Below are 21,274 nucleotides of genomic sequence, written 5' to 3' on the forward strand. Positions count from 1 at the left end.
CTTATGAAACTGTTGCTTCTTGAAGATGATGACCTATTAGCCGAGAGCTTGGCTGAAAGTCTGAAAGACAACGGTTACCTCGTCGATGTAGCCGCCTCTGTCAAGGCGGCTGAGTCGTTTATGGCAACCGAAGAGTACGAGCTTGTCATCCTAGATATTGGGTTACCCGATAGCTCGGGGCTTGAACTTCTTACCCAGTGGCGTAAACAAAAACGTATTACTCCCGTTTTGATACTCACAGCGCGCGATACCTGGGAAGATAAGGTAATTGGCTTGGAAACCGGTGCCGACGACTACCTCACTAAACCCTTTCACGAAGCCGAACTGATGGCGCGCCTAAAGGCACTGTTGCGCAGACGGTCTGGTCAGTTATCCCAAGTCATCACTCTGAATGGTGTGTCCCTGGATGAAGCGAGCCAACGTGTTTGCAGCAAAGAATCAGAGTGGCGTTCGCTTACGGCCACCGAGTTTCGGCTACTGCGTTACCTGATGCTTCATCCCGACCGCATTCATTCCAAGGAGCGACTGCTGGAACAGCTTTACGCGTTGGAGCAAGACGCCGCCGCCTCTAACCTGGTAGAGGTATACGTGGCGCGCCTGCGTCGTTACCTTGGCAAATCGACCATCCAGACACGTCGCGGCCAGGGGTATATGTTTGTTTCACGTTGATAAACGCAGCTTACGGTTTCGTCTACTAGCTTGGCTGGGCGGCGTCGCGTTGCTGGTTGTTGGCTTGACATGGTTGCTGCACGGCGTATTTCTGCAAAAGCTTGCTAAGGATTTTCTCGGTGAACGCCTCAAGCGTGAAGCCGTACATGCAGTATCGCAGTTAGAAAATGACCGGTTGGCGATGCCCACATCGCTCGCCTCGACAAGCAAAACTTACCAGGTTTTTCATCACCTTTACGTACTACGTCTCAATGATGAGACCAGCGCCTCGCACCCAAAGTGGCAGAGGCAGCTCGCAACGTTACTGAACGAAGAAGGTAATGCGCTCATCGAGGTAACGCGTGGCAAGCGCCATTTGCTGGTATATCGCCAACATTTCGAGTGGCAGGACAGCAACGGCGTATTGCTGATTGGAGAGGACTTTTCTCAAGTAGAAAATGGGCTAGCCACGTTGCACTGGTGGGTAGGCGGTATTGCTGCAGGCTCACTTTCGATTTTGGTCGCGCTCAACATGCTGGCTGTTAACCGTGGTTTGCAGCCCCTGTGGCAGTTGCGTGATCAGCTTGAAGCCCTGCAAGCAGGCGAGCGTCAGCGACTCTCTCTGAACGCGCCCGCCGAGCTAGATGGTTTGGTCGCCCAGCTCAATCGCTTTATGGATGACATCGACCTGCGTTTGCAACGCTCACGGGAGTCAGTTGCCAACCTTTCTCATGCGCTTAAGACACCGTTGGCGGCGATCACCCAAGTGCTCAGAGGCAGCAGGCCAATTGACGACAGCCGCCGCCATAAGCTTCTGATGCGGTTGGAGGATATCAATGCACAATTGGATGCTGAGCTTCGCCGTGCGCGTATTGCAGGCCCTCATGCGGGACGTTTGACTCACCTCATCCGCGACAGTCAACGCCTAATGAGCATGTTCCGTAGTCTCTACCCTCAGCAGGTATTCGAACTAACACAGGCAATTAATCAGCGTGACCAGGTACCTATTGATGCCCACGATTACAGCGAAATATTGGGCATTTTGCTGGATAACGCTGGCAAGTGGGCCAAACAAGAGATTCGTTGCCATATCGACGTTACGCCGCACACGCTCATACTAACTGTTGATGATGACGGTCCCGGCGTCGCGGAAAGCGACATACCTCGTTTAGGCGAGCGTGGCACTCGGCTGGATGAACGCCATCCCGGTTACGGCCTGGGGCTTGCTATTTTGACGCAGCTGATAGAACGCTATCACGGTTACTGCCAATTTGAGCGTAGTCCACTGGGTGGCTTACGTGTTATCACCACGCTGCCGTTAACGCGTTAACGAGAGTGACATCCGCTTAACTGTTTTTTCAGCGTTGATTCAGCTTGCTCCCTCAAGATGATGATATTCATCAGTAATGGGAGCTTATATGACGCGTTCGAACATCCTCACCCACCCACTCTCACGTCGCCAGGTGTTGAAAGGCGGTGCGACGCTAGGAGTAGGTTCCGCCGCAGCAATGGGCTTAAGCCCCGCCTGGGCCAACCCCTGGGGGCGTACAAACGTCTACTCCAAAGGCGTGGAAGAAGGCCCGGAGGTATCGCTGGCCATTCGGCGTGAAACCATTCCTATTGATGGCCAGGAGGCCAGCGCTTTTACCATCAACGGTACCAGCCCCGGCCCGTTGATCCGCCTGAAGGAAGGCCAGGACGCGGTACTGCGCGTCACCAATCTGCTCAATGAGCCCACTTCGATCCACTGGCACGGCTTAATTCTGCCCCCGGAAATGGATGGGGTGCCAGGGGTAAGCTTTGCTGGCATTGCGCCCGGCGAAACCTTTACCTACCGTTTCCCTGTACGCCAGAACGGCACCTACTGGTATCACAGCCACTCCGGCATGCAGGAGCAGCTAGGCCACATGGGGCCGCTGATTATCGACGCCGCCGAGCGCGAACCCTTCCGCTATGACCGCGAGCACGTGATACTGCTCACCGACTGGACCTTTGAAGACCCCATGTCGGTGTTTCGCAACCTGAAAACCATGGAAGGCTACTATAACTTCCAAGAACGCACAGTTGCCGATTTCTTCGCCGATGTACGGCAAAACGGCTTCGCCCACACAGCCGAGATGCGCGGCATGTGGGCCAAAATGCGCATGAGTTCGCGGGACATCGCCGATGTCACTGGCAGCACCTACACCTACCTACTCAACGGCCATTCCCCTGAGGAAAACTGGAGCGCGCTGTTCAAGCCGGGCGAACGTGTACGACTGCGCGTGATCAACGGCTCGGCGATGTCCTACTTTGATGTCCGTATACCCGGCCTCAAAATGACGGTAGTGGCCGCCGACGGCCAACCGGTTCAGCCCGTACCTGTCGATGAGTTCCGCATCGGCGTTGCCGAAACCTACGACGTCTTGGTATCACCCGAAGACGATCAAGCCTACACCATCTTCGCCGAATCCATGGATCGCAGCGGCTACGCTCGCGCCACTTTAGCCCCGCGCGAAGGCATGCAGGCAGAAATTCCGGACCGTCGCCAAATTGCTGATCGTGGCATGGAAGCCATGGGTGCACACGGCATGGCTGGTATGGATCATTCCACTATGGAAGGAATGGATCATTCGGGCATGTCGAACATGGAGGGGATGGACCACTCCAGCATGGAGGAAATGGATCACTCGGCTATGTCAAATATGGAGGGTATGGATCATTCCAACATGCAAGGAATGGATCATTCGGACATGTCAGGTATGAACGGCATGGATCACTCCCAAGGCATGGCCAGAGAGCAGCGCAACACACTCGCAAGCGGCATGTTGGCAGCTGGAGAAGCCCAGCCAGGCTCCCGTTACGATCAAGTGGGTATTGGTATTGATCCCGATGAGCGTCGTGTACTGGTTTACCGAGACTTGAAGGCCTTCACGCCTTGGCCCGACCGCCGCGAGCCTGGACGCGAGCTTGAGCTGCACCTCACCGGCAACATGGAACGCTACATGTGGTCGTTCGACGGCAAGAAGTTTAGCGAGGTGAACGGGCCAATCCACTTCGAGAAGGACGAGCGGCTGCGCCTAATCCTGATCAACGACACCATGATGGAACACCCCATTCACCTACACGGCATGTGGATGGAACTGGAAAACGGCCAGGGAGAGCTGATTCCACGTAAACACACCCTGAATATTAAGCCCGGCGAGCGTGTTTCGGCGCTAATCACGGCAGATGCCGAAGGCAGTTGGGCCTTCCATTGCCATCTGCTTTATCACATGGATGCCGGCATGTTCCGCGTTGTTCAGATTTCTTAAGGAGGCAGTATGAAAGCCAAGCTCTACTTCACTGGCGTTAGCTTAGTGTTTGCCATGACCACCGCTGCCCATGCGGAAGATGGTTACGACGCTCCAAAAGATTGGCCAGCCCCGATGATGGAACACAATATGGGGATGGCGCTCTTTGATCGTCTTGAATATAGCGTGCCCGATAACGGCGAAGAGGCCGTTGTGTGGGACTTTCAAGGCTGGTACGGCGGTGATATTAATCGTGTCTACCTCAAGTCAGAAGGCGAGAACGTCCAGGGCGATGGTGAGGATGCTGAGTTCGAATCCCTTGAACTGCTCTACAGTCGCCTAGTGGCCGACTTTTGGGAGTTACAAGGCGGCTTGGGTTACCAGGGTGGCGTCTTTTCCGATGACCACGCCGAGCGAACCTATGCTGTGGTGGGCCTGCAAGGGGTGATGCCCTATGGCATCGAAACCGATGTCGCTCTACAACTGAGCGATGACGGCGATCTGGCCGTCAGCGTTGAGGGTGAATACGACCTGCGCCTGACGCAACGCCTTTATCTGCAGCCACGGACTGAAATTGCCGTTGCTGCCAGCGAAGTCGAAGAGTTTGGTGTGGGCCAAGGGCTTAACTCCGTGCGTGTGGGAATGCGCCTCGGCTATGAGGTGACCCGCCGCTTCGCTCCCTACGTGGGCGCTTACTGGTTAAAAGAGTATGGCGATACCGCCGACCTTTCTCGTGCTAGTGGAGATAGTAGCGAAGACACCGGCGTGGTGGCGGGTGTCAGGTTAATGTTCTAAATCGTTAAGCACTTCATAACTCGCGCCACCGGAAGGTGGCGTTTTTACAGCAGCAAAACTGGCTGGTTTAAAGTAAAAGCTACTTGCCTGTGGCCCCGCAAAATCCGCCCTTCCGAGAGCCATTTGCCATGTGGCTGCACATAGGTTCTATCTTTAATGTCTACAACATCAAAAAATATCGCACAGGAGTCTTTGGCAGCCACAGCTGCTGTCGTTGCCATTAATATAAGGAGTCGTTTTCATGGCTGATCAGGATAGAACGCCACAATATAAAGAAAACAGTCTTTCGCTGGTCGGTGCCATTGCATTAGGCACCGGCGTGATGATTGGGGCCGGTATCTTTGCGCTAACCGGCCAAATGGCCGAAATGACTGGTCGGCTATTCCCTCTGGCCTTTCTGGCCGCTGCTGTCATTGTGGCTTTCAGCGCTTACTCTTACGTTAAAATGTCCAATACCTTCCCTTCGGCAGGTGGGATTGGCATGTATTTACAGAAAGCGTATGGCCCGACGCTTCCCACCGCCTTTCATGCCCTCCTGATGTATTTTTCCATGGTGATCGCACAGAGTTTTCTGGCGAGAACGTTTGGCTCCTACACGCTTGAGCTGTTTGACCTGGGGGATCGTTCGTTATTTGTGCCCCTACTCGGGGTTGGCTTACTGCTAACAGCCTTCTTAATCAATTTATCCGCCAACCGCTTGATCGAGGGTGTCGCCTCGGTGCTCGGTTTTATCAAAATAGGTGGCATTGTAGCGTTTGGTATTGTCGGCGTGTTTATTGCCGACTCCATCGAAATGGGTTCTGGGAACGATGCACCAGCGCCTACAATAGCGGGCTTTTTAGGTGCAACGGCGCTCGGCATACTGGCATTTAAAGGCTTCACGACGATTACCAATAGTGGTTCGGAGCTTAAAGACCCTAAGCGGAATCTTGGCAAAGCTATCACGATCTCGATTGCGCTATGCGTGGTGATCTATGCCCTTGTCGGTTTTGCCGTTGCCAGCAACCTATCTTTGCCTGAAATTATCGAAACCCAGGATTACTCCCTGGCCGCCGCTGCCCGTCCCGCCCTGGGTGAAGCGGCAGTTGCGTTTACCGTTATTCTCGCCATGCTGGCAACGGCGGGCGGTATCATCGCCAGTGTTTTTGCCGTTTCACGCATGCTCGCCATGCTGACAGAAATGAAATTGGTTCCCCATCGCCACTTTCATATGCCGGGAAGTGTGCAAAAGCACACACTGGTGTACACCATCGTGTTTGGTTTAGTGCTTACCGCTTTTTTTGACCTGAGCCGCATCGCGGCACTCGGCATCATTTTCTACCTGATCATGGATATGGCCATTCACTGGGGTGTGCTTCGTCATCTTAAAGAGAGTGTAGGGGCTAACCCTGTCATTCCTAGCATTGCCATACTGCTGGATGCCGTTGTGTTAATCGGCTTTGTATGGGTAAAAGCCACCTCTGATCCGTTAGTGCTCATCGTTGCCAGCGTAGTAATGGCCATTCTTTTACTCGGCGAGTGGGTTTTCCTATCCAAACGCGACACGTCAAACGATAGCGAGCACTCTCACACCCATTAACGTTATTCGCGTTATAGGAGCGACCCATGGACGTCAGAACCGTTGGTGAATTGGTCGATTGGCCGCGTCGGCTACACAAACATCTTGCTGATTGCCTTACCCATTGCGCCGGTCAACACGAAGAAGAGCACGAAGCCATACGCCTTGTACGTCAAATGGGGAGAATGAACGATGTCTGAAGACCATGCAGAGACCAAGGTGAAAGACCCTGTTTGTGGCATGGACGTGGATCCCCATGCTACTCACCACCGTGCCCATCACGCGGATAAGACCTGGTACTTCTGCTCAGAAAAGTGTCGGGATAAGTTTGTTGCCAAGCCTGAGGCGTATCTTGAGCCAAGCAAACAGTCACAAGCGTCAGTACCCTCGGGTTCTATTTATACTTGTCCGATGCACCCAGAAGTTCGACGAGAAGGGCCAGGCGACTGCCCAATCTGTGGCATGGCGTTGGAACCTGAGACCGTCTCTGCTGACACCGGCCCTTCGGACGAACTCAAGGACATGACCAGGCGTTTCTGGATCGGCCTAGTACTGACCCTACCCGTGTTTGCCCTAGAAATGGGTGGCCACGTGTTTGGCCTTATGCATTTTATTTCCCAGCAAACCGCTAACTGGATTCAACTGCTGCTATCAACGCCGGTAGTCGTCTGGGCAGGTTGGCCGTTTTTTGTACGCGGATGGCGCTCGTTAGTGCGTCGCAACCTTAATATGTTCACGCTAATCGCGATCGGTACCGGCACCGCGTTGATCTACAGTTTGCTGGCCACCCTCACACCGGGCATCTTTCCCGACACCTTCCGTCAAGCCGATGGCTCGGTGGCCGTTTATTTCGAAGCGGCAGCTGTGATTGTCGTTTTAGTTTTACTGGGACAAGTATTAGAACTACGCGCTCGTGAAAAAACCTCTGGCGCTATTCGCGCGCTGCTCGACCTAGCGCCCGCGACCGCTCTACGCCTTGATGATCAGGGCAATGAGGAAAATATCTCCCTTGATCAGGTACAGGTAGGGGATCGTCTCCGGGTGCGCCCCGGCGATAAGGTGCCATTAGATGGCGAAGTGATGGAAGGTCGCTCCAACGTTGACGAATCCATGGTTACCGGCGAACCACTAGCGGTGAAAAAGGAAGTTGGCGATGGCGTCATTGGCGGCAGTATCAATGGCCAAGGTTCCTTTGTCATGCGTGCTGACAAGGTCGGCCAGGACACCATGCTGTCGCAGATTGTGCAAATGGTCGCCAGCGCCCAGCGCAGCCGCGCCCCCATTCAGGGGCTTGCCGACAAAGTCGCCAGCATCTTTGTCCCCGTTGTTATTCTCATTGCCGTTGTGGCTTTCCTCGCCTGGTCAGTGTGGGGCCCTACTCCGCCGATGGCGTTTGGCCTGATTGCGGCGGTTAGTGTTCTGATCATTGCCTGCCCGTGCGCGCTAGGTCTTGCTACCCCCATGTCGATTATGGTGGGTGTAGGGCGTGGTGCCCAGTTAGGCGTGTTGATTCGCGATGCCGAAGCTCTTGAACGTCTAGAGAAGGTCGACACCGTCGTCGTCGACAAAACCGGCACGCTTACCGAAGGCAAGCCACGAGTGACCGAGTTGATTCTCACTGAGGGCGTTGCTGAATCGGAGCTTTTGCGCTTGGCCGCTAGTCTTGAGCGAGGCAGCGAGCATCCTTTGGCCCATGCGATAGTCGAAAAGGCTAAAGAGGCAGAGGTAAAATTAACAGAAGCGTTGGACTTTGAAGCTCCCAACGGCATGGGCGTTATAGGCCAGATAGATGGAAAACGTATTGCCCTGGGCAATCGGCTCTTGATGGAAAGCGAGGGCGTTAACACCCAGTCTCAAGACACACATGCCGATCAATTGCGCAGTGACGGTGCTACGGTTATCTTTGCGAGCATCGACGGGAATTTGGCTGGGCTTCTCGCCATTGCCGATCCAGTCAAGGAAACCACCGAAGAAGCCATCCGCTCACTACAGGCTGACGGTATTCGAGTGGTGATGCTAACAGGCGATAACCGCACCTCCGCCAACGCTGTGGCACGTCGGCTAGGCATTGATGAGGTCGAAGCCGAAGTGCTTCCAGAAGACAAAGGCCGTGTGATCCAGCGGCTCCGCGATGAAGGGCGCATTGTTGTCATGGCTGGCGACGGCGTGAACGATGCACCTGCGCTGGCAACAGCGGATGTCGGCATTGCCATGGGAACCGGCACCGATGTGGCGATAGAAAGCGCTGGGGTTACCCTTCTGCGAGGAGATCTTAACGGTATTGCCACGGCGCATAAGCTCTCAAAAGCCACCATGCGCAATATCCGCCAAAACCTGTTTTTTGCCTTTGCTTACAACGCGGCAGGCATCCCCATTGCCGCAGGGATTTTGTACCCCTTCACCGGCATTCTGTTGTCGCCAATAATTGCTGCAGCAGCGATGTCACTCTCTTCAGTAAGCGTTATCGTCAATGCTTTGCGACTTAGGATGATAGCTATTAAGTAAAATATCTAAGTGACTAAACCGGAGATAAATCGCGCAGGCGTGCACTATGGATATTATCCATATGTGCACTAGCCCGAACATTTTGTCTCAACATTTTCCTCTAATGGGTTGTTTGCCATGACATTATGGGCAACCCAAACTGATGAACTGCAGGGTTAAAATAACGCATGGCCGCTTATTGTCGCATGGGTAGCCGTTGAATGATAAAAACCATATTGCGATGCACAATAAGCGTTGCTAGGTTCAATATCAGTAAGCGCAAAGCTGGATGAATAACCGCCAAACCAAGGCCCCCTACTCCTCTGCTTGCAGCGAGAACCTGCCAAATGAGCCAGCGAATCCTGATCCTGCAGGGCCACCCCGATGCCAGTCAGGCGCACCTTTGCCACTCTTTCGCTGATCACTACAGCGAAGGCGCCCAGGCTAACGGCCATGAGGTGCGACTGATTAATATCGCCTCGTTGGAATTTCCGCTGCTGCGTAGCCAGCAGGAGTGGCAAACGTCCCCTCTACCCGCTTCGCTAACAGCGGCGCAGGAATCCATCGGCTGGTGCCAGCACTTGGTGCTGATCTTTCCGCTGTGGCTTGGCGACATGCCAGCTCTGGTCAAAGCATTTTTGGAACAAGTACTGCGCCCAGGCTTTGCCTTCGAGTACGTGGAAGGCAACCCGCTGGGGAAAAAGGGGCTGACCGAACGCACGGCGCGGGTCGTGGTGACCATGGGCATGCCAGCGATGATCTATCGCCATCTCTATCGGGCGCACAGTGTTAAATCGCTGGAGCGCAATATCCTCGGCTTTGTCGGCTTCTCTCCAGTGCGTGAGACCCTGATCGGCAGCATAGAGACAATGAGCGAGCAGAAACGCAACGAATGGTTTCGCAAGCTGCATAAGCTAGGGAAAGAAGCCAAATGAAGCCAGCAGTGGCCACCCGATAGGCTGCTGCGGCACATGCCTCAAGCGTTCACCTTGTGGCCGAGGCCTAAGCCAGAGAGCGCTGCTTTACTCTTCTCGGAAGGCCCTGCTGAACTGGTCGGTAATCGGCTTAACAAAGTACGTCAGTGCGGTGCGCTCTTCTGTCGTGATAAAGACCTCGACGGGCATACCAGGCAGCAGCGTGGTAACGCCCAGCTTCTCAAGCTCTTCTGCAGAAACGTCGACATCGCCCAGGTAGTAGATCTCGCCAGTCACGTCATCGCGTGAGGTTGCTGGGGAAACATAGACGATCTCGCCTTTGAGCTCCGGCGTCGTTCTCTGGTTGAAGGCAGTGAAGCGGAGCCTGACCGGCTGGCCGACCCACACTTGGTCGATGGTTATCGGCGCCAGTTTCACCTCAACCTTCAGTTTGGCGTCTTCAGGAACGATGGTGACAAGCTCCTCAGCTGGGGTGATCACGCCTCCTACCGTGTGGATGTTCAGCTCATTAACGGTGCCAGAAATCGGCGCGCGAATATCCGTTCGCGCCAGCCGATCCTCGATGGCGATGTGCCGGTCACGCAGCTCCGAAAATTCCGCCTCCACGGCACTTAATTCCCGCTGCGCCTCGGTACGGGCGTTCTCGTCAATCGCAATAATCTGGAGGCGAATTTCACTCATGCGGGTTCTCGCTCTGGCGATGGATGCATGGATCTCGCCGCGCTCACCCGAAATGCGTGCCCTGTCACGCGCCATCGGAACAAGGAGTGTGCGTGCGATCATCCCTCTCTCAGCGAGGCCTCTGCTCGACTCGTATTCAGACGAGACGAGACGGAACTCCTCGTCTTTCGATTGCTGCTGAGCTTCCAGCCCTTTTATCTCCTCTTCGATCTGCGCGATGCTGAGCTCAAGCTGCTGCTGCTTACTTTGGCGATTTGCGCGATTGCCTTCGAAGAGGCGTGTTTCGCCGAGGAAGACATCCGGCGCTTCGTCTGCGTCTAAATCGGACGGGAACTCGATTGACGAAAGCCCGTCCCGCTCTGCCATAAGGCGCGCTCTCCTGATCGCCAACTCCACGAGTTTAGAACGCACGATTGAAAGCTCCGCCTTCGTCTGTGTGTCTTGGAGCCGGATCAGTACCTCTCCAGCATTGACGAAGTCCCCCTCCCTGATGCCTATCTCACTGACGATGCCGCCATCACGATGCTGTATCGACTTAAGGTTCTGATCTACCGTCACAGATCCTTGCGCGATGACGGCCCCACTTAGCTGAGCGCTCGCGGCCCAGCCACCGGCGCCCAATAGCAGAAACAGGGCAAGTGCCGTGCCCGCAAAAACACGCGGGCCGAGCCGAAAAGCGTTTTCTGGATTCGGCAAGCGCTTGGCTTTTTCCTCTAAAAGAGGCGTGCCGGAAGGATCATATGTGCTCATTGTGTGCTCCTAAGATAGCCACTCGTGACCATCGTCACGCTCTGTTGACCACGACAGTTTGTGCCTTCCGTGCAGCGTGACGGTCGCCGCCCACAACTCATCGTCCTCGAAGTCGGTCTCGATCACGGTCCACTCACTTCCATCGTCCCGGTCGTGCCGATAGCGTATGGGCGAATCGTCATCGTCGTTATCGCGGTAGATATGTTCGAAACGATCTTCCGGCTCGTCATCAGCCTTCCAGAAAATCTCGTATTCAGAGATTCGGATACGGTCTCCCACCCCAAAATCCATAATCACGTGCGAAACGTCTTTCGGTTGGACCCCACCGGCGCTGGCGAACGCAAAAACGTCATCACCCGTGCCGCCAGTGAGCGTGACCGCTTCACTGCCGAGAATGAACTGGTCGGCTTCCCGGCCTCCAATCACTTTCTCAAAACCGGTGATGGCGTCATGGCCGATCTCCACGCCGCTGGCGACGCCGTTCACAAGATCGACCACGAGACTTTCCGTTGCGTGGCTGTAGTCGAGGGTGTCCGAGTTCTCGCCGCCGTCGTACACGTCATCTGCCGCATCAAGCGACGCCACCACCCGATCGCTGCCCATGCCGCCGAACACCTTGTCGCGACCCGCACCATCCATAAGCACGTCGTTACCCTCGCCCCCGAGCAGCAAATCGTCGCCGTCTCCGCCGTTCAGATGATCCTCACCGGCGTTGCCGAAGATCACGTCATCGCCGTCTCCGCCGAATAGCCTGTCGTCGCCTGCACCACCGAAAAGATGGTCGTTCCCCGCGCCGCCAAAAATAATGTCATTGCCATCGCCGCCGAACACCACGTCATCACCGTCTCCGGCAACAATGTGGTCGTCGCCCGCTCCTCCATTGATGACGTCGCTGCCAGCCCGTCCATCAATGTTGTCATCGCCACCTGCGCCGTCGATCTCATCGGCACACAGGCTGCCCAGAAGCATGTCGTCTGCCGCGCTTCCTGCGATAACGGGCGGCTCAACAACAGAAAAGTGGGCGACGGCATCGGTCGTCAACTCGCCGTCGGTGATCTGATAAGTGACGGTCACTGGCCCCGGTTGCCCGCTTCCGCTCTGGAACACCCAACCGCCTTCCGTTTGTGTTAGCGTGCCGGAGGATACCGTCACATTTTGTACCGAGAGAGCGTCGCCATCCGGGTCCTCTGCCTTGCTCAGCAGATCACTGAGAGCGATGACGAGTGCCGCGCAAGGCGCCACATCCAGCAGATAAACGGGGCCTGACACGCGCGGAGCACGGTTGCCGCCAGGTGGTGCCTCGGCATCGTCGTCCTCATCTTCAGGGTCGAGTGGGTCGCTATCCGTAGAACTGTCGTTATCCGTGGAATCCTCGCCATCCGTGGGGTCCTTGCCTTCGGCAGGCGGGTTGTCGTTCCGGGGTGAAGAAGCACGATGACCGGCGGGATTAGCACTGTTGATAGACAGTGTGCCGGGGCTGCCGTCCACTCGATCCATCCTGTCAGCGGCTGCATTGCCGCTTGCCGGTTTGACTGCGGGTGCGCCTTCGCTTTCGCCCTGATAGCGTAGGGGCGATGACCCTGGAGCATCAGCGGCCGGCGGCGTTGCGGAACCGTGAGGTTCGGGATCGGGCATATCAGGCGATGGTTGCGGGGAGGCGATATCGTCAACCATGCCCTCTTGGCTTTCCGCCTCCGCCGCACCGGCGGCTGGCTCTTCCGGCTGCGATTGGGGTTCACTCTCCCGGCCCCAGGAGAAGATCGAGCCTAGGTAAGCAGCGATCCCCATGAGTAAGCCGACGATCACGCGAGGCGTCCCAGAGACCTCGTCGCCACTCTTCAGAACGTAGCGCTGCGAGGCGTCAGCTTCGGGTAAGGCGTTCTTGGTGCCTTTGACGTTAATCATGATCCGACCGATGCCTCCTTCGTCGGCGGCTTGGCAGAGTGCACTGCCCGCACGTTAGATTTGCCGATGACTTCGTCCTTCGGTCCGAAGGCGGCCAACCGGCCGTTCTGAATAACCGCCACAAGATCAACGGCCGCCAGAGCGCTTGGGCGGTGGGCCGCCACCACGGCGATGCCGCCACGCTGCTTAACGCCTTGAATGGCTGCCGTCAGTGCTGCTTCGCCTTCAGCGTCGAGGTTGGAATTGGGCTCGTCCAGCACCACGATGAAGGGGTTGCCGAACAGTGCGCGGGCGAGTCCGAGTCGCTGCCGCTGGCCGCCGGACAGGGAGGTGCCCAGCGAGCCGAGCTGCGTTCGATAGCCGTTTGGCAAACGTACGATCATCTCGTGAACGCTTGCGGCCATCGCCGCCTCCACCACCGCATGGGAATCGGGTGTTTCCTGAAACCGCGAAATGTTCTCTTCGATCGTGCCATTCAGCAGCGCGACCTCCTGCGGCAGATAGCCGATGAACTGACCGAGCGCCTCGTCTTGCCATTGCGATAGCTCCGCGTCGTCGAGGCGCACACTTCCTCGCAACACGGGCCAAATGCCTGTCAACGCGCGCAGCAACGTGGTCTTGCCGCCACCGCTAGGGCCGATGATCCCAATCGCCTGGCCAGCCTTGAGTTCGAAGCTCAACTCGCTGAGCAGCACTTGCCCTGAATCGGGGGCGGCAACGGTGATATTCTCGACCTTGAGGGATGAATTCGGGCTGGGCAGCTCCATCGGTTCGTCAACGTCCGCCAGCGCCATGACGGTTTCCTTCAGGCGTGAGAACGCGGTTCGCGCAGCGACGACGTTCTTCCAGTTGCCGATGGCAAGATCAATGGGGGCAAGTGCCCGCGCGGATGCAATGGAAGCGGCGATGATCGCGCCAGCGCTAAGCTCCCCCTGAATAGTGAGCAGCGCCCCGAGGCCAAGAACGGCCGACTGCAGCACCATCCGCAGCACCCGTGAGACCGCTCCGAAGGTGCCGCTGACATCATTGGTTCGCGTCTGTAACTCCAGATGATCGTCGTTCGCCCGATTGAAGCGCGCCACCGCGCGACCGGCAAAGCCCATCGCCTTGAGGATCTCCGCATTACGAGCATTGGAGTCGGCAATGGTATTGCGTGTAACGGCAGCCTGCTGCATGGCGCTGCTCAGCTTGGACGTCTTCAGCTCCGTGATAATTGCGAGCATGGCCAGGATGAAGCCGCCAAGAAAAACCAGCGCGCCAAGGTAGGGGTGCAAAATGTAGACGAACAACAGAAAAAGCGGCATCCAGGGAAGGTCCAGCAGCGCCACAGGGCCCTGGCTTCCCAGAAAGCCACGCACCGTGTCCACGTCGCGACCACGCTCCAGTGATTCAGCGGTCGAAAACCCGAAGCGCGGCATATCGATAGCCACCCGATGGGCCAACGGCGCGACCCTTCTGTCGAGGCGCGCGCCGATGCGAACAAGGATTTGGGAACGGATGGTATCGAACATTCCCTGAAAGCAATACAGACCAAGCGCCAGCACGGAGATGGCAACCAGCGTCGAAATGCTTCCGCTGGTCAGCGCTCGGTCGTAAATTTGTAGCATGTAGAAGGCACCGGTCAGGGCGAGGATATTGATGATCCCTGACATGCCGAATAAGAAGAAAAAGATTCCTCGGAAACCTTTGGTCAGCTGCTCTGCGCTCTTGCGCTTCGCTGACGTACTAGCGTCTCTTTTACGCATGCGAACTCCCCCTGCACCCTAAGTTGAACGGGCGTTCCCTGCGGGCGGGTACGCCCGCAGGGCTTGTTATTGTTATCGTTCGTTATAGGTTGAAGTCGCTCGCTCCCAGCTCATGCCGACCCTTGATGCTGATGGAGAAATCCGCATCGTCGTCTCCGGTCGTGTTGCCTTCAACGACGGTGTAGTCCTCGCCGTCGCGGGTTTGATGGCTGAACATCAGCTGGCCAACGCCGGTGAAGGCCTCGGTCACTAACGTGAAGCTCTGGTTCCCCGTTGCACAGCCATGCGCATCCACACCGCTGAGATCGATACGGTCGCCCGGCTGAAATCCCATGATGGTATCGCCGTCCGCATCCGCTGCGGAGAGGAAGCGGAACGTGTCGTTGCCTGCCCCGCCATCCATCACGTTAGCCGCGCGGCTCGCTGTGATCGTATCGTCTCCCGATCCCGTGACGATGTTCTCGACACCCCACAGCCCATCATTGCCAGTCTCAGCGCTCGAGACGCTGCCGCGCCCCATGAAGCCGGTGCCGAGATCTGCCTTGATCGCTGACATAATGGCTGACATATCCAGCGTGTCGCTGTCGCTGTCACTGCCGCCCACCATGTCGTCGCCGTAGTAGGTATCGTCGCCGTCATCGGCTTCGGCCACGAACATATCGTCTCCCTCGCCGCCGAAGACCGTGTCATCGCCAGCCCCGGCATTGATAAAGTCGTTGCCGTCCTCGCCAAACACCCGATCGTCGCCGTCATCACCGTAGAGCATATCCGCGCCGTCGCCGCCGAGGATGTCGTCGTCGCCGTCATGGCCGAAGACGACATCTCGACCGCCCAAGCCCATGATGGTCTCGCTCTCCGCTGTTCCGATCAGCGTATCAGCGCCTTCGCCGCCAGCCATGGCCGCAGCCGGTATCACTTGCGTTCCGTCTTCCTCCTCATACTCTTCTTCGCCTTCCTCGTACTCTTCTTCGTCTTCTTCGTCTTCTTCGTACTCTTCCTCGTATTCCTCCTCGTATTGTTCTTCGTCTTCCTCGCCCTCCGATTCATCGTCGGTTTCGGTCTCGTCTTCGTCTTCCGGCTGTTCCGACTCGGGCTCGACCTCGAAGCGGACGGAGTTCTCGTCGTCGCCTACCAGAGCCTCGCCCGCTTCGTTGGCCTCGACGGGGTGGTCAGCGAGCATCGTGCCGTCGGCAAGTTCGACGGCATCCTGCTCCCGAAGTGCGCCCACCACCGTGTCGTGGCCGCCCATGGTTTTGAACACCACCCGATGCGCAGAACTCAGTGCCGAGATGTCTAAGACATCGTCATCCTCCGAGCCCATCACGTGGATAGTGCTCATCGCTAGGCTGGTTCCAGTGAAGTCGCCGGCAATCGTAAACGTGTCGCCGCCTCCCTGGCCGTCGATGACGATTTCCTCGATGTTAGCGAGTTCCGCCATCACCACCCCGTTACGGACGATGACGATCTCCGTTCCAGCGTCGAGGTCGGCAAAGCCCTGGGCCAGGGCATTGATCCGATCGAGAATCGCGAAGGATTCAGCTTCACCGGCGCTGCCGAGGATTTCTGCGGTATCAACTTGGTTGCCGCCATCAAGGATATCGCGCCCGCCATCGGCCTCGGTGATCAGCAGGTCATCACCGGCGCTACCGAACAGGATGTCATCGCCCTCTCCGCCGTTCAGAACGTCGTTGCCACCACCGCCGTTGAGGTCGTCATTACCAGCGCCACCTTCGAGAGTGTCATTGCCAGCGAGCCCGAAAAGTAGGTCGTCGCCGTCTCCGCCCTCAAGGGCATCATCACCAAGCCCACCGCGAAGGTCGTCCGCACCAGCGCCGCCCAGCAGCGTATCGTCGCCATCCCCGCCGTTGAGGAAGTCATCCCCATCACCGCCATCGAGAGTGTCGTTGCCGTCCGCGCCGATCAGGCGATCATTGCCTGCACCGCCGTAGACAAGGTCGTCGCCGCCGCCTGCGAGCAGGTTGTCGTTACCGGCAAGGCCGATCAGGATATCGTCCCCTTCGGTGCCCTCAAGGCGCGTTGCACCAACGTCGTTGCCATTGGTTCCGGTAATAACCTGCAGGTCGCTATCCCCGAAGGACAGCACTTCGATATTGCTGACGAGGTCGGTGCCATCGGAGACACGGTTCTGCCCGCTTACTGGGTCCACCGCTGCATCGTCCACATCAACATGTGCTACGGTGAGCCGACCGGTGTCTTCATTCACCGCAATCTCGTAGGCGGCGCGATCTCCCCAATAGAGGGCCGTGTCGATACCGGATTCGTCCTCAAGGATCTCGCGGACCATCTGCAATTGCCCGGGGTTGATCCGGCCCTCGACCATCCACGCCGACAGCGGACGAGTGACCGCCGTGCCGTTGATGGTGAGAGTCACCGGCCCGTCCATGCTATCGACCGTCGCGATCTCCTCGCCGGTGCCATCGCGGTTCGTCATGATAGCGATACGCACGTTGAGCCACGCGTCGCCGTCGATAACATCGTCGCCACCGCGCCCCTCAATCGTGTCGCTGCCGCCACCGCCCAGCAGGATATTGCCGCCGGTAAACACCAGCTTTTCATCACCAGAGCCATCAGCCCAGTATTCCGCGTTGCGCATCATATCGGGGGTAATCAGCTGGTCGAGGCCGTCGATCCGGTCAATACCTGCTTGGTCTAGCTCGTTATAGATGAAGTTGCCCTCAGGCGTCGGGTCGGCGACGATCGGCGTGGCACCCTCCTCCTCATTGCTCCGGTTGTCGCCGCGCAGGATGTCGTCCTGCACCCAGCCAGACAGCGCCTCCACTTGGCTGAAACGGTCCCGCAGCACTTCCAGCGGCAGCGTGGTGAATACCTCCACGTTCATATCGGCGTCGGCCGCCACGTTTTGGCCTTTGTGGATGACCCAATCGTGCCCCCACATGCCGATGTTCTTCTGAATACCCTCTCCCGCCACCATGATGTCGTCGCCTGAGTCGGCGTCGTAGTCGGTGTCGCCATTGCCGCCGTTGAGGATATCGTGGCCGATCACCGTGGAGTTGAAGAAGAGTTCGCCGTTGTCGCCAGCGATGTACTCGAAGCGACTCTTACCTTCGACCCAGTCGTGGCCTTCGTTGCCGAAGAGTACGTCAGGGCCGTCGCCACCGAGGAGGAAGTCATCCCCCATGCCAGCGCGGATCTCAGACCCGTCCGGGCCGGTAACCAGGAAGTCCTTGCCACGGCCACCGAAGATCAGCGCCGCGCCGCTGCCGCCATGGATAACGTCGTTGCCCTCGTCTCCCTTGAGCATGTCGACTTCGCCGATATCGGTCCCGGCGTTGGTGATGATGTCGTCACCCTCGCCGCCGTTGATCTTGTCGACGCCATACCCGGCCTCGATGCGGTCGTCGCCCGCGTCACCCCAAACGGTGTCGTCGCCACCGCCAGCGACGATGCGATCGTTGCCGTCCGTACCTTGGATGACAACGTGGTCGGCACCGTTATAGCGCAGGTAGGCACCGTCGCCTTGCGCGTCAGGCGCCCCGCGCTCGACCAGTTGAGAGGCGGACTGAAGGAACGGATCTTCGTGTTGAGGATCATCCACCCCGGTCATCTGCATCTGCTTGGCGTAATCGACATAGAAGATGTGATCCGGTGTCGAGAAGATATCGCCCGGGATCGCAAAGCCGGTCTCCTCGAGGTCGGTATTTGCCAGGGCCATCTTGGCCAGGGAGTTATTCTCCAGCTCGGTCAGCAGGTTCAACCCCTGGGTGCGCGACAGGTAGTAGAACCGGTCAGCATCCTGCAGGTTCTCGAGCTGCATTTCGAAGACGAAGGCGAAGGTGGAGCCGAGCATGCCGCCGAAGGGCATCTTCTTCTCGGCGAGGCCGCCCATCCACAGGTCGATGTCGTTCACGCCTGTCTGCTCGGCTGGCGCATTAAGCCAGTCGAGGCGTGCCTCCCGATCAGCTGCGCTCTCGTTCGGAGCACCGAGAACAAGATCAGTGGCCGCCGCACGCTTGCCAGCGATGGTGTCTTCGGAAGTGACCGACTCATGCGTGCCGTAGGCCGCGATGAAGTTGATGACCGAGGCGGGGTTCTTCATGTTCTCAGCGAAGTCGGCCCAGCTGGTGTACGGCTTGAGCTGCGTGTCGCCATCCGCCATCTCCATAAACTGCGCCCGGGCCTCGTTGAGGGTGGGCATGCCGGTATCCCGCCCGCGGGCGATGTTGATCGCGGGAAGGTCAAGCGGAATACCGAGGAGCTGGTTGCGCAAGGTGTTGGTGACGAACTCGTCAACCTCGTTGCCAACCTGGGCCGTCATACCGCGCAGGATCGCGCCCGCCGCTTCGTCATGGCTCACGGTGTCCGAGCCGAGAGCCAGTGGGTTCAAGAAGGCGTCGAACAGATCCATGTCATCACGGCTGCCATCCGCGTTGATGCGGTCAACCGTCTCGTTGAGCATCGAGTGCCCGAACCGGTAGACCACATGCGCGAACTCGGAAAAGATAACCGGGTTCAGTTCGGCATCGGGCTGCACCATGAATACATCAATATCCGGCTGGATCTTCCGCGCGAACTCCTCGAAGACCAGGTGCTGGTACTCCATTTCGGTCGTGAAGCGCGCTGCCTGGAAGATTCTTTCGCCATCCCACGCTAGCCCCTCAATCTCAGCCGCGCTGGGCCAAGAGGTAAGGTCAGGGCCGGCCAGCCACTGGTTCAGGAAGTCGAGATCCCCGCTCTCAAGCACCACCTCCTTCACCTGCTCCGCAATGCGATTGTGCTCGGAGTGGAAGATGTGGTGAATCGAGGTCAGGCCGATGTTCTCGTTGCCACGGCCGTCGCCGGTAACGTAGTGCGCGTCCAGCAGCTCGTTATCATAGGCAGTCTGAGCGCCGCGGGGACCGAACTCGCCGCTGTAGCCGGGCTCGGAATCATCATCCGCTTGCAGTTCGCCATTAGCGAGCACAGGGACGGCGGCATGAGCGATGTCGTCCAGAAATGCCGTACCGGTGCGTGCCGCGCCGACCACAGACGGGTCGACTGGTGCCGCCAAATTCCCCTCGGTCAGGATGGGGTTGCCCGCGCCGTCGAAGCCGGTGATCAGTTGGGGAAGCCCATTCTCGCCGCGGATAAACTCACCGTAGGGGTCGACCGCCACCAGCGGCACAGCACCCACATCCTTGTCGGTAAGCTCAATACCCAGCAGCGTGCGCGCCTGAGCCTTGATGTCAGCCCAGGTCGGCAGGCCGCGCGCGCCGTCGAGCAGGTGGCCGGTCGCCACAGGACGACCCTCAACCATCTCGTATTCGCGCAGGAATACTTGGTGCGAGGGATGCGAGGTGTAGGTCTGGTTCTGGTCCACCCACGGCGTAGTGACGTTGCCCGCCGAATCATCGGTGGTGGCGCGTGTCATCACCATAAAATTGGTGGGGCTATTGGGGTTGTACAGCGGGTCGTCCGGCGACAGCGGCATGTAGACCGTGCCGTTGCCCCCTTTTGCCACCAGATCAAGCCCGTGGTCGAAGAACTGGCCGAACAGAGTGAAGACGGAGTTATAGGAAGCCGAAAGCCCCTCGTCCGGGGAGACGTTCGGCAGCATGACCGTGACGCCATCCATCTCGACTCCGTACGAGGCGAGCAGAGTGTCGAGTGCGCCCTTCGCGGTCGTGTAGGCGGAGGACTCCTCTAGCCCGGCATCACTCAGCGTTCGCACGATATCGTGTTGCGCGTGGATCTCGTTCACGGCATCAAGCATCGCCTGGCCGTTCATTCCCGCATGCTGGAGTGCCGTCGCGATTGCCGCCGGATTATCCAGCGTTTGGTCAACGATCAGGTTAGAGATCAAACGCGGTTCGACATCAACCACGTCACCCGCTTCACCGTAATCGTTGTTAGTGGGATAGCCGAAGCCACCTGGCAGTGCACCGCTCCCCTGCCCAAATGACCCCTCGGCAATGGGGACGAAAGGCTGCCCCGACGCCCCCCATTGCTCGCGGCCGATCCCGAAGTTGTTGTAGCTGCCATCAACAGTACGCAGGCCTGTGGGCAGAAGCGGACTATCGACAAGCTCCTCAAGCGGCGTTCCTGCGGAATGCGCTTCCGCGACTTTGATCTGATCCAGGATGAATTGCAGATCATGTTGGTTCAGTTTGACAGCCATGTTCCCTCCCAGGCCCCACCGGGCACTGCTACTTATTTTTTTGAACGAAACGTTACTTTGCGGCCCATCAATTTCACCAGCGGACGGCTGCTTTCTATCTTTAAAGCCGACGGGTATATCGTCATACCGCGACGGACACACCATCCGTGGTAAAGCTTACTCATCTCTTGCTTACACAAGGTTACGTTGCGAAATACTTCTTTACCCCCTCAAAATCATCATTACTTCACTGCGAGGGTTCTCACCCAGAAAAACAGCGTTACTCATTCAAAGGGATGGGGTTTTTATGGTGAGGTACGTATTTTCATCATCAGCCACTAGGGCATTAGGATTTATTTGAAACCCTAATTGGCTAATGCCACCTA

The 21,274-nt window shown here is 57.5% G+C and carries 13 protein-coding genes; 9 read left to right on the plus strand and 4 right to left on the minus strand.

Annotated features, from left to right (window positions below; genetic code table 11):
- Nucleotides 1-3: 3 nt before the first annotated feature.
- From LG300_RS08755 to LG300_RS08790, 8 genes are all read left to right on the plus strand, one after another.
- Nucleotides 4-669, plus strand: a complete 666-nt coding sequence (locus LG300_RS08755) for a response regulator (RefSeq protein WP_404374576.1) — start codon at nt 4-6, stop codon at nt 667-669.
- The gene (locus tag LG300_RS08760) at nt 656-1,978 is read left to right on the plus strand and encodes an ATP-binding protein (RefSeq protein ID WP_404374578.1); all 1,323 of its coding nucleotides are present in this window, start codon (nt 656-658) and stop codon (nt 1,976-1,978) included. Before LG300_RS08755 ends, LG300_RS08760 begins: the two co-directional genes overlap by 14 nt.
- A gap of 88 nt (nt 1,979-2,066) precedes the next feature.
- Nucleotides 2,067-3,941 carry a copper resistance system multicopper oxidase gene (locus LG300_RS08765; protein WP_404374580.1) on the plus strand — a complete coding sequence of 625 codons (1,875 nt, stop codon included), beginning with the start codon at nt 2,067-2,069 and terminating at the stop codon, nt 3,939-3,941.
- Between the two features lie 9 nt (nt 3,942-3,950).
- The gene (locus LG300_RS08770; RefSeq protein ID WP_404374582.1) at nt 3,951-4,715 is read left to right on the plus strand and encodes a copper resistance protein B; all 765 of its coding nucleotides are present in this window, start codon (nt 3,951-3,953) and stop codon (nt 4,713-4,715) included.
- Between the two features lie 241 nt (nt 4,716-4,956).
- Nucleotides 4,957-6,294: an APC family permease gene (locus LG300_RS08775; RefSeq protein ID WP_404374584.1), complete on the plus strand. Its 1,338-nt coding sequence runs from the start codon at nt 4,957-4,959 to the stop codon at nt 6,292-6,294.
- 26 nt (nt 6,295-6,320) lie between these two features.
- Nucleotides 6,321-6,473: a hypothetical protein gene (locus tag LG300_RS08780; protein ID WP_404374586.1), complete on the plus strand. Its 153-nt coding sequence runs from the start codon at nt 6,321-6,323 to the stop codon at nt 6,471-6,473.
- On the plus strand, nt 6,466-8,778 hold the full coding sequence (locus LG300_RS08785) for a heavy metal translocating P-type ATPase (RefSeq protein WP_404374587.1): 2,313 nt from the start codon (nt 6,466-6,468) through the stop codon (nt 8,776-8,778). Before LG300_RS08780 ends, LG300_RS08785 begins: the two co-directional genes overlap by 8 nt.
- A 326-nt stretch (nt 8,779-9,104) precedes the next feature.
- Entirely contained in the window at nt 9,105-9,692 is a 588-nt protein-coding gene (locus LG300_RS08790; RefSeq protein WP_404374589.1) for an NAD(P)H-dependent oxidoreductase, read from the plus strand.
- Nucleotides 9,693-9,779: 87 nt separating this feature from the next.
- Here LG300_RS08790 and LG300_RS08795 read toward each other — a convergent pair whose 3' ends face one another.
- The 4 genes from LG300_RS08795 to LG300_RS08810 form a co-directional block, all read right to left on the minus strand.
- Complete coding sequence (locus LG300_RS08795; protein ID WP_404374591.1) at nt 9,780-11,123, minus strand: HlyD family type I secretion periplasmic adaptor subunit; 1,344 nt, start codon at nt 11,121-11,123, stop codon at nt 9,780-9,782.
- 9 nt (nt 11,124-11,132) lie between these two features.
- A complete protein-coding gene (locus LG300_RS08800; protein ID WP_404374593.1) occupies nt 11,133-13,028 on the minus strand; it encodes a calcium-binding protein in 1,896 nt (631 codons plus the stop codon).
- Nucleotides 13,025-14,773: a type I secretion system permease/ATPase gene (locus LG300_RS08805; protein WP_404374595.1), complete on the minus strand. Its 1,749-nt coding sequence runs from the start codon at nt 14,771-14,773 to the stop codon at nt 13,025-13,027. Before LG300_RS08805 ends, LG300_RS08800 begins: the two co-directional genes overlap by 4 nt.
- Nucleotides 14,774-14,855: 82 nt before the next feature.
- Complete coding sequence (locus tag LG300_RS08810) at nt 14,856-20,909, minus strand: peroxidase family protein (protein ID WP_404374597.1); 6,054 nt, start codon at nt 20,907-20,909, stop codon at nt 14,856-14,858.
- Here LG300_RS08810 and LG300_RS08815 point away from each other — a divergent pair.
- Nucleotides 20,886-21,062, plus strand: coding sequence for a hypothetical protein (locus LG300_RS08815; protein ID WP_404374599.1), 177 nt, complete (start codon nt 20,886-20,888; stop codon nt 21,060-21,062). The two genes, LG300_RS08810 and LG300_RS08815, sit on opposite strands and share 24 nt — an antisense overlap.
- Nucleotides 21,063-21,274 lie beyond the last annotated feature (212 nt).

The organism is Vreelandella aquamarina (genome assembly GCF_044805175.1).
Taxonomy (GTDB): Bacteria; Pseudomonadota; Gammaproteobacteria; order Pseudomonadales; family Halomonadaceae; genus Vreelandella; species Vreelandella aquamarina_B.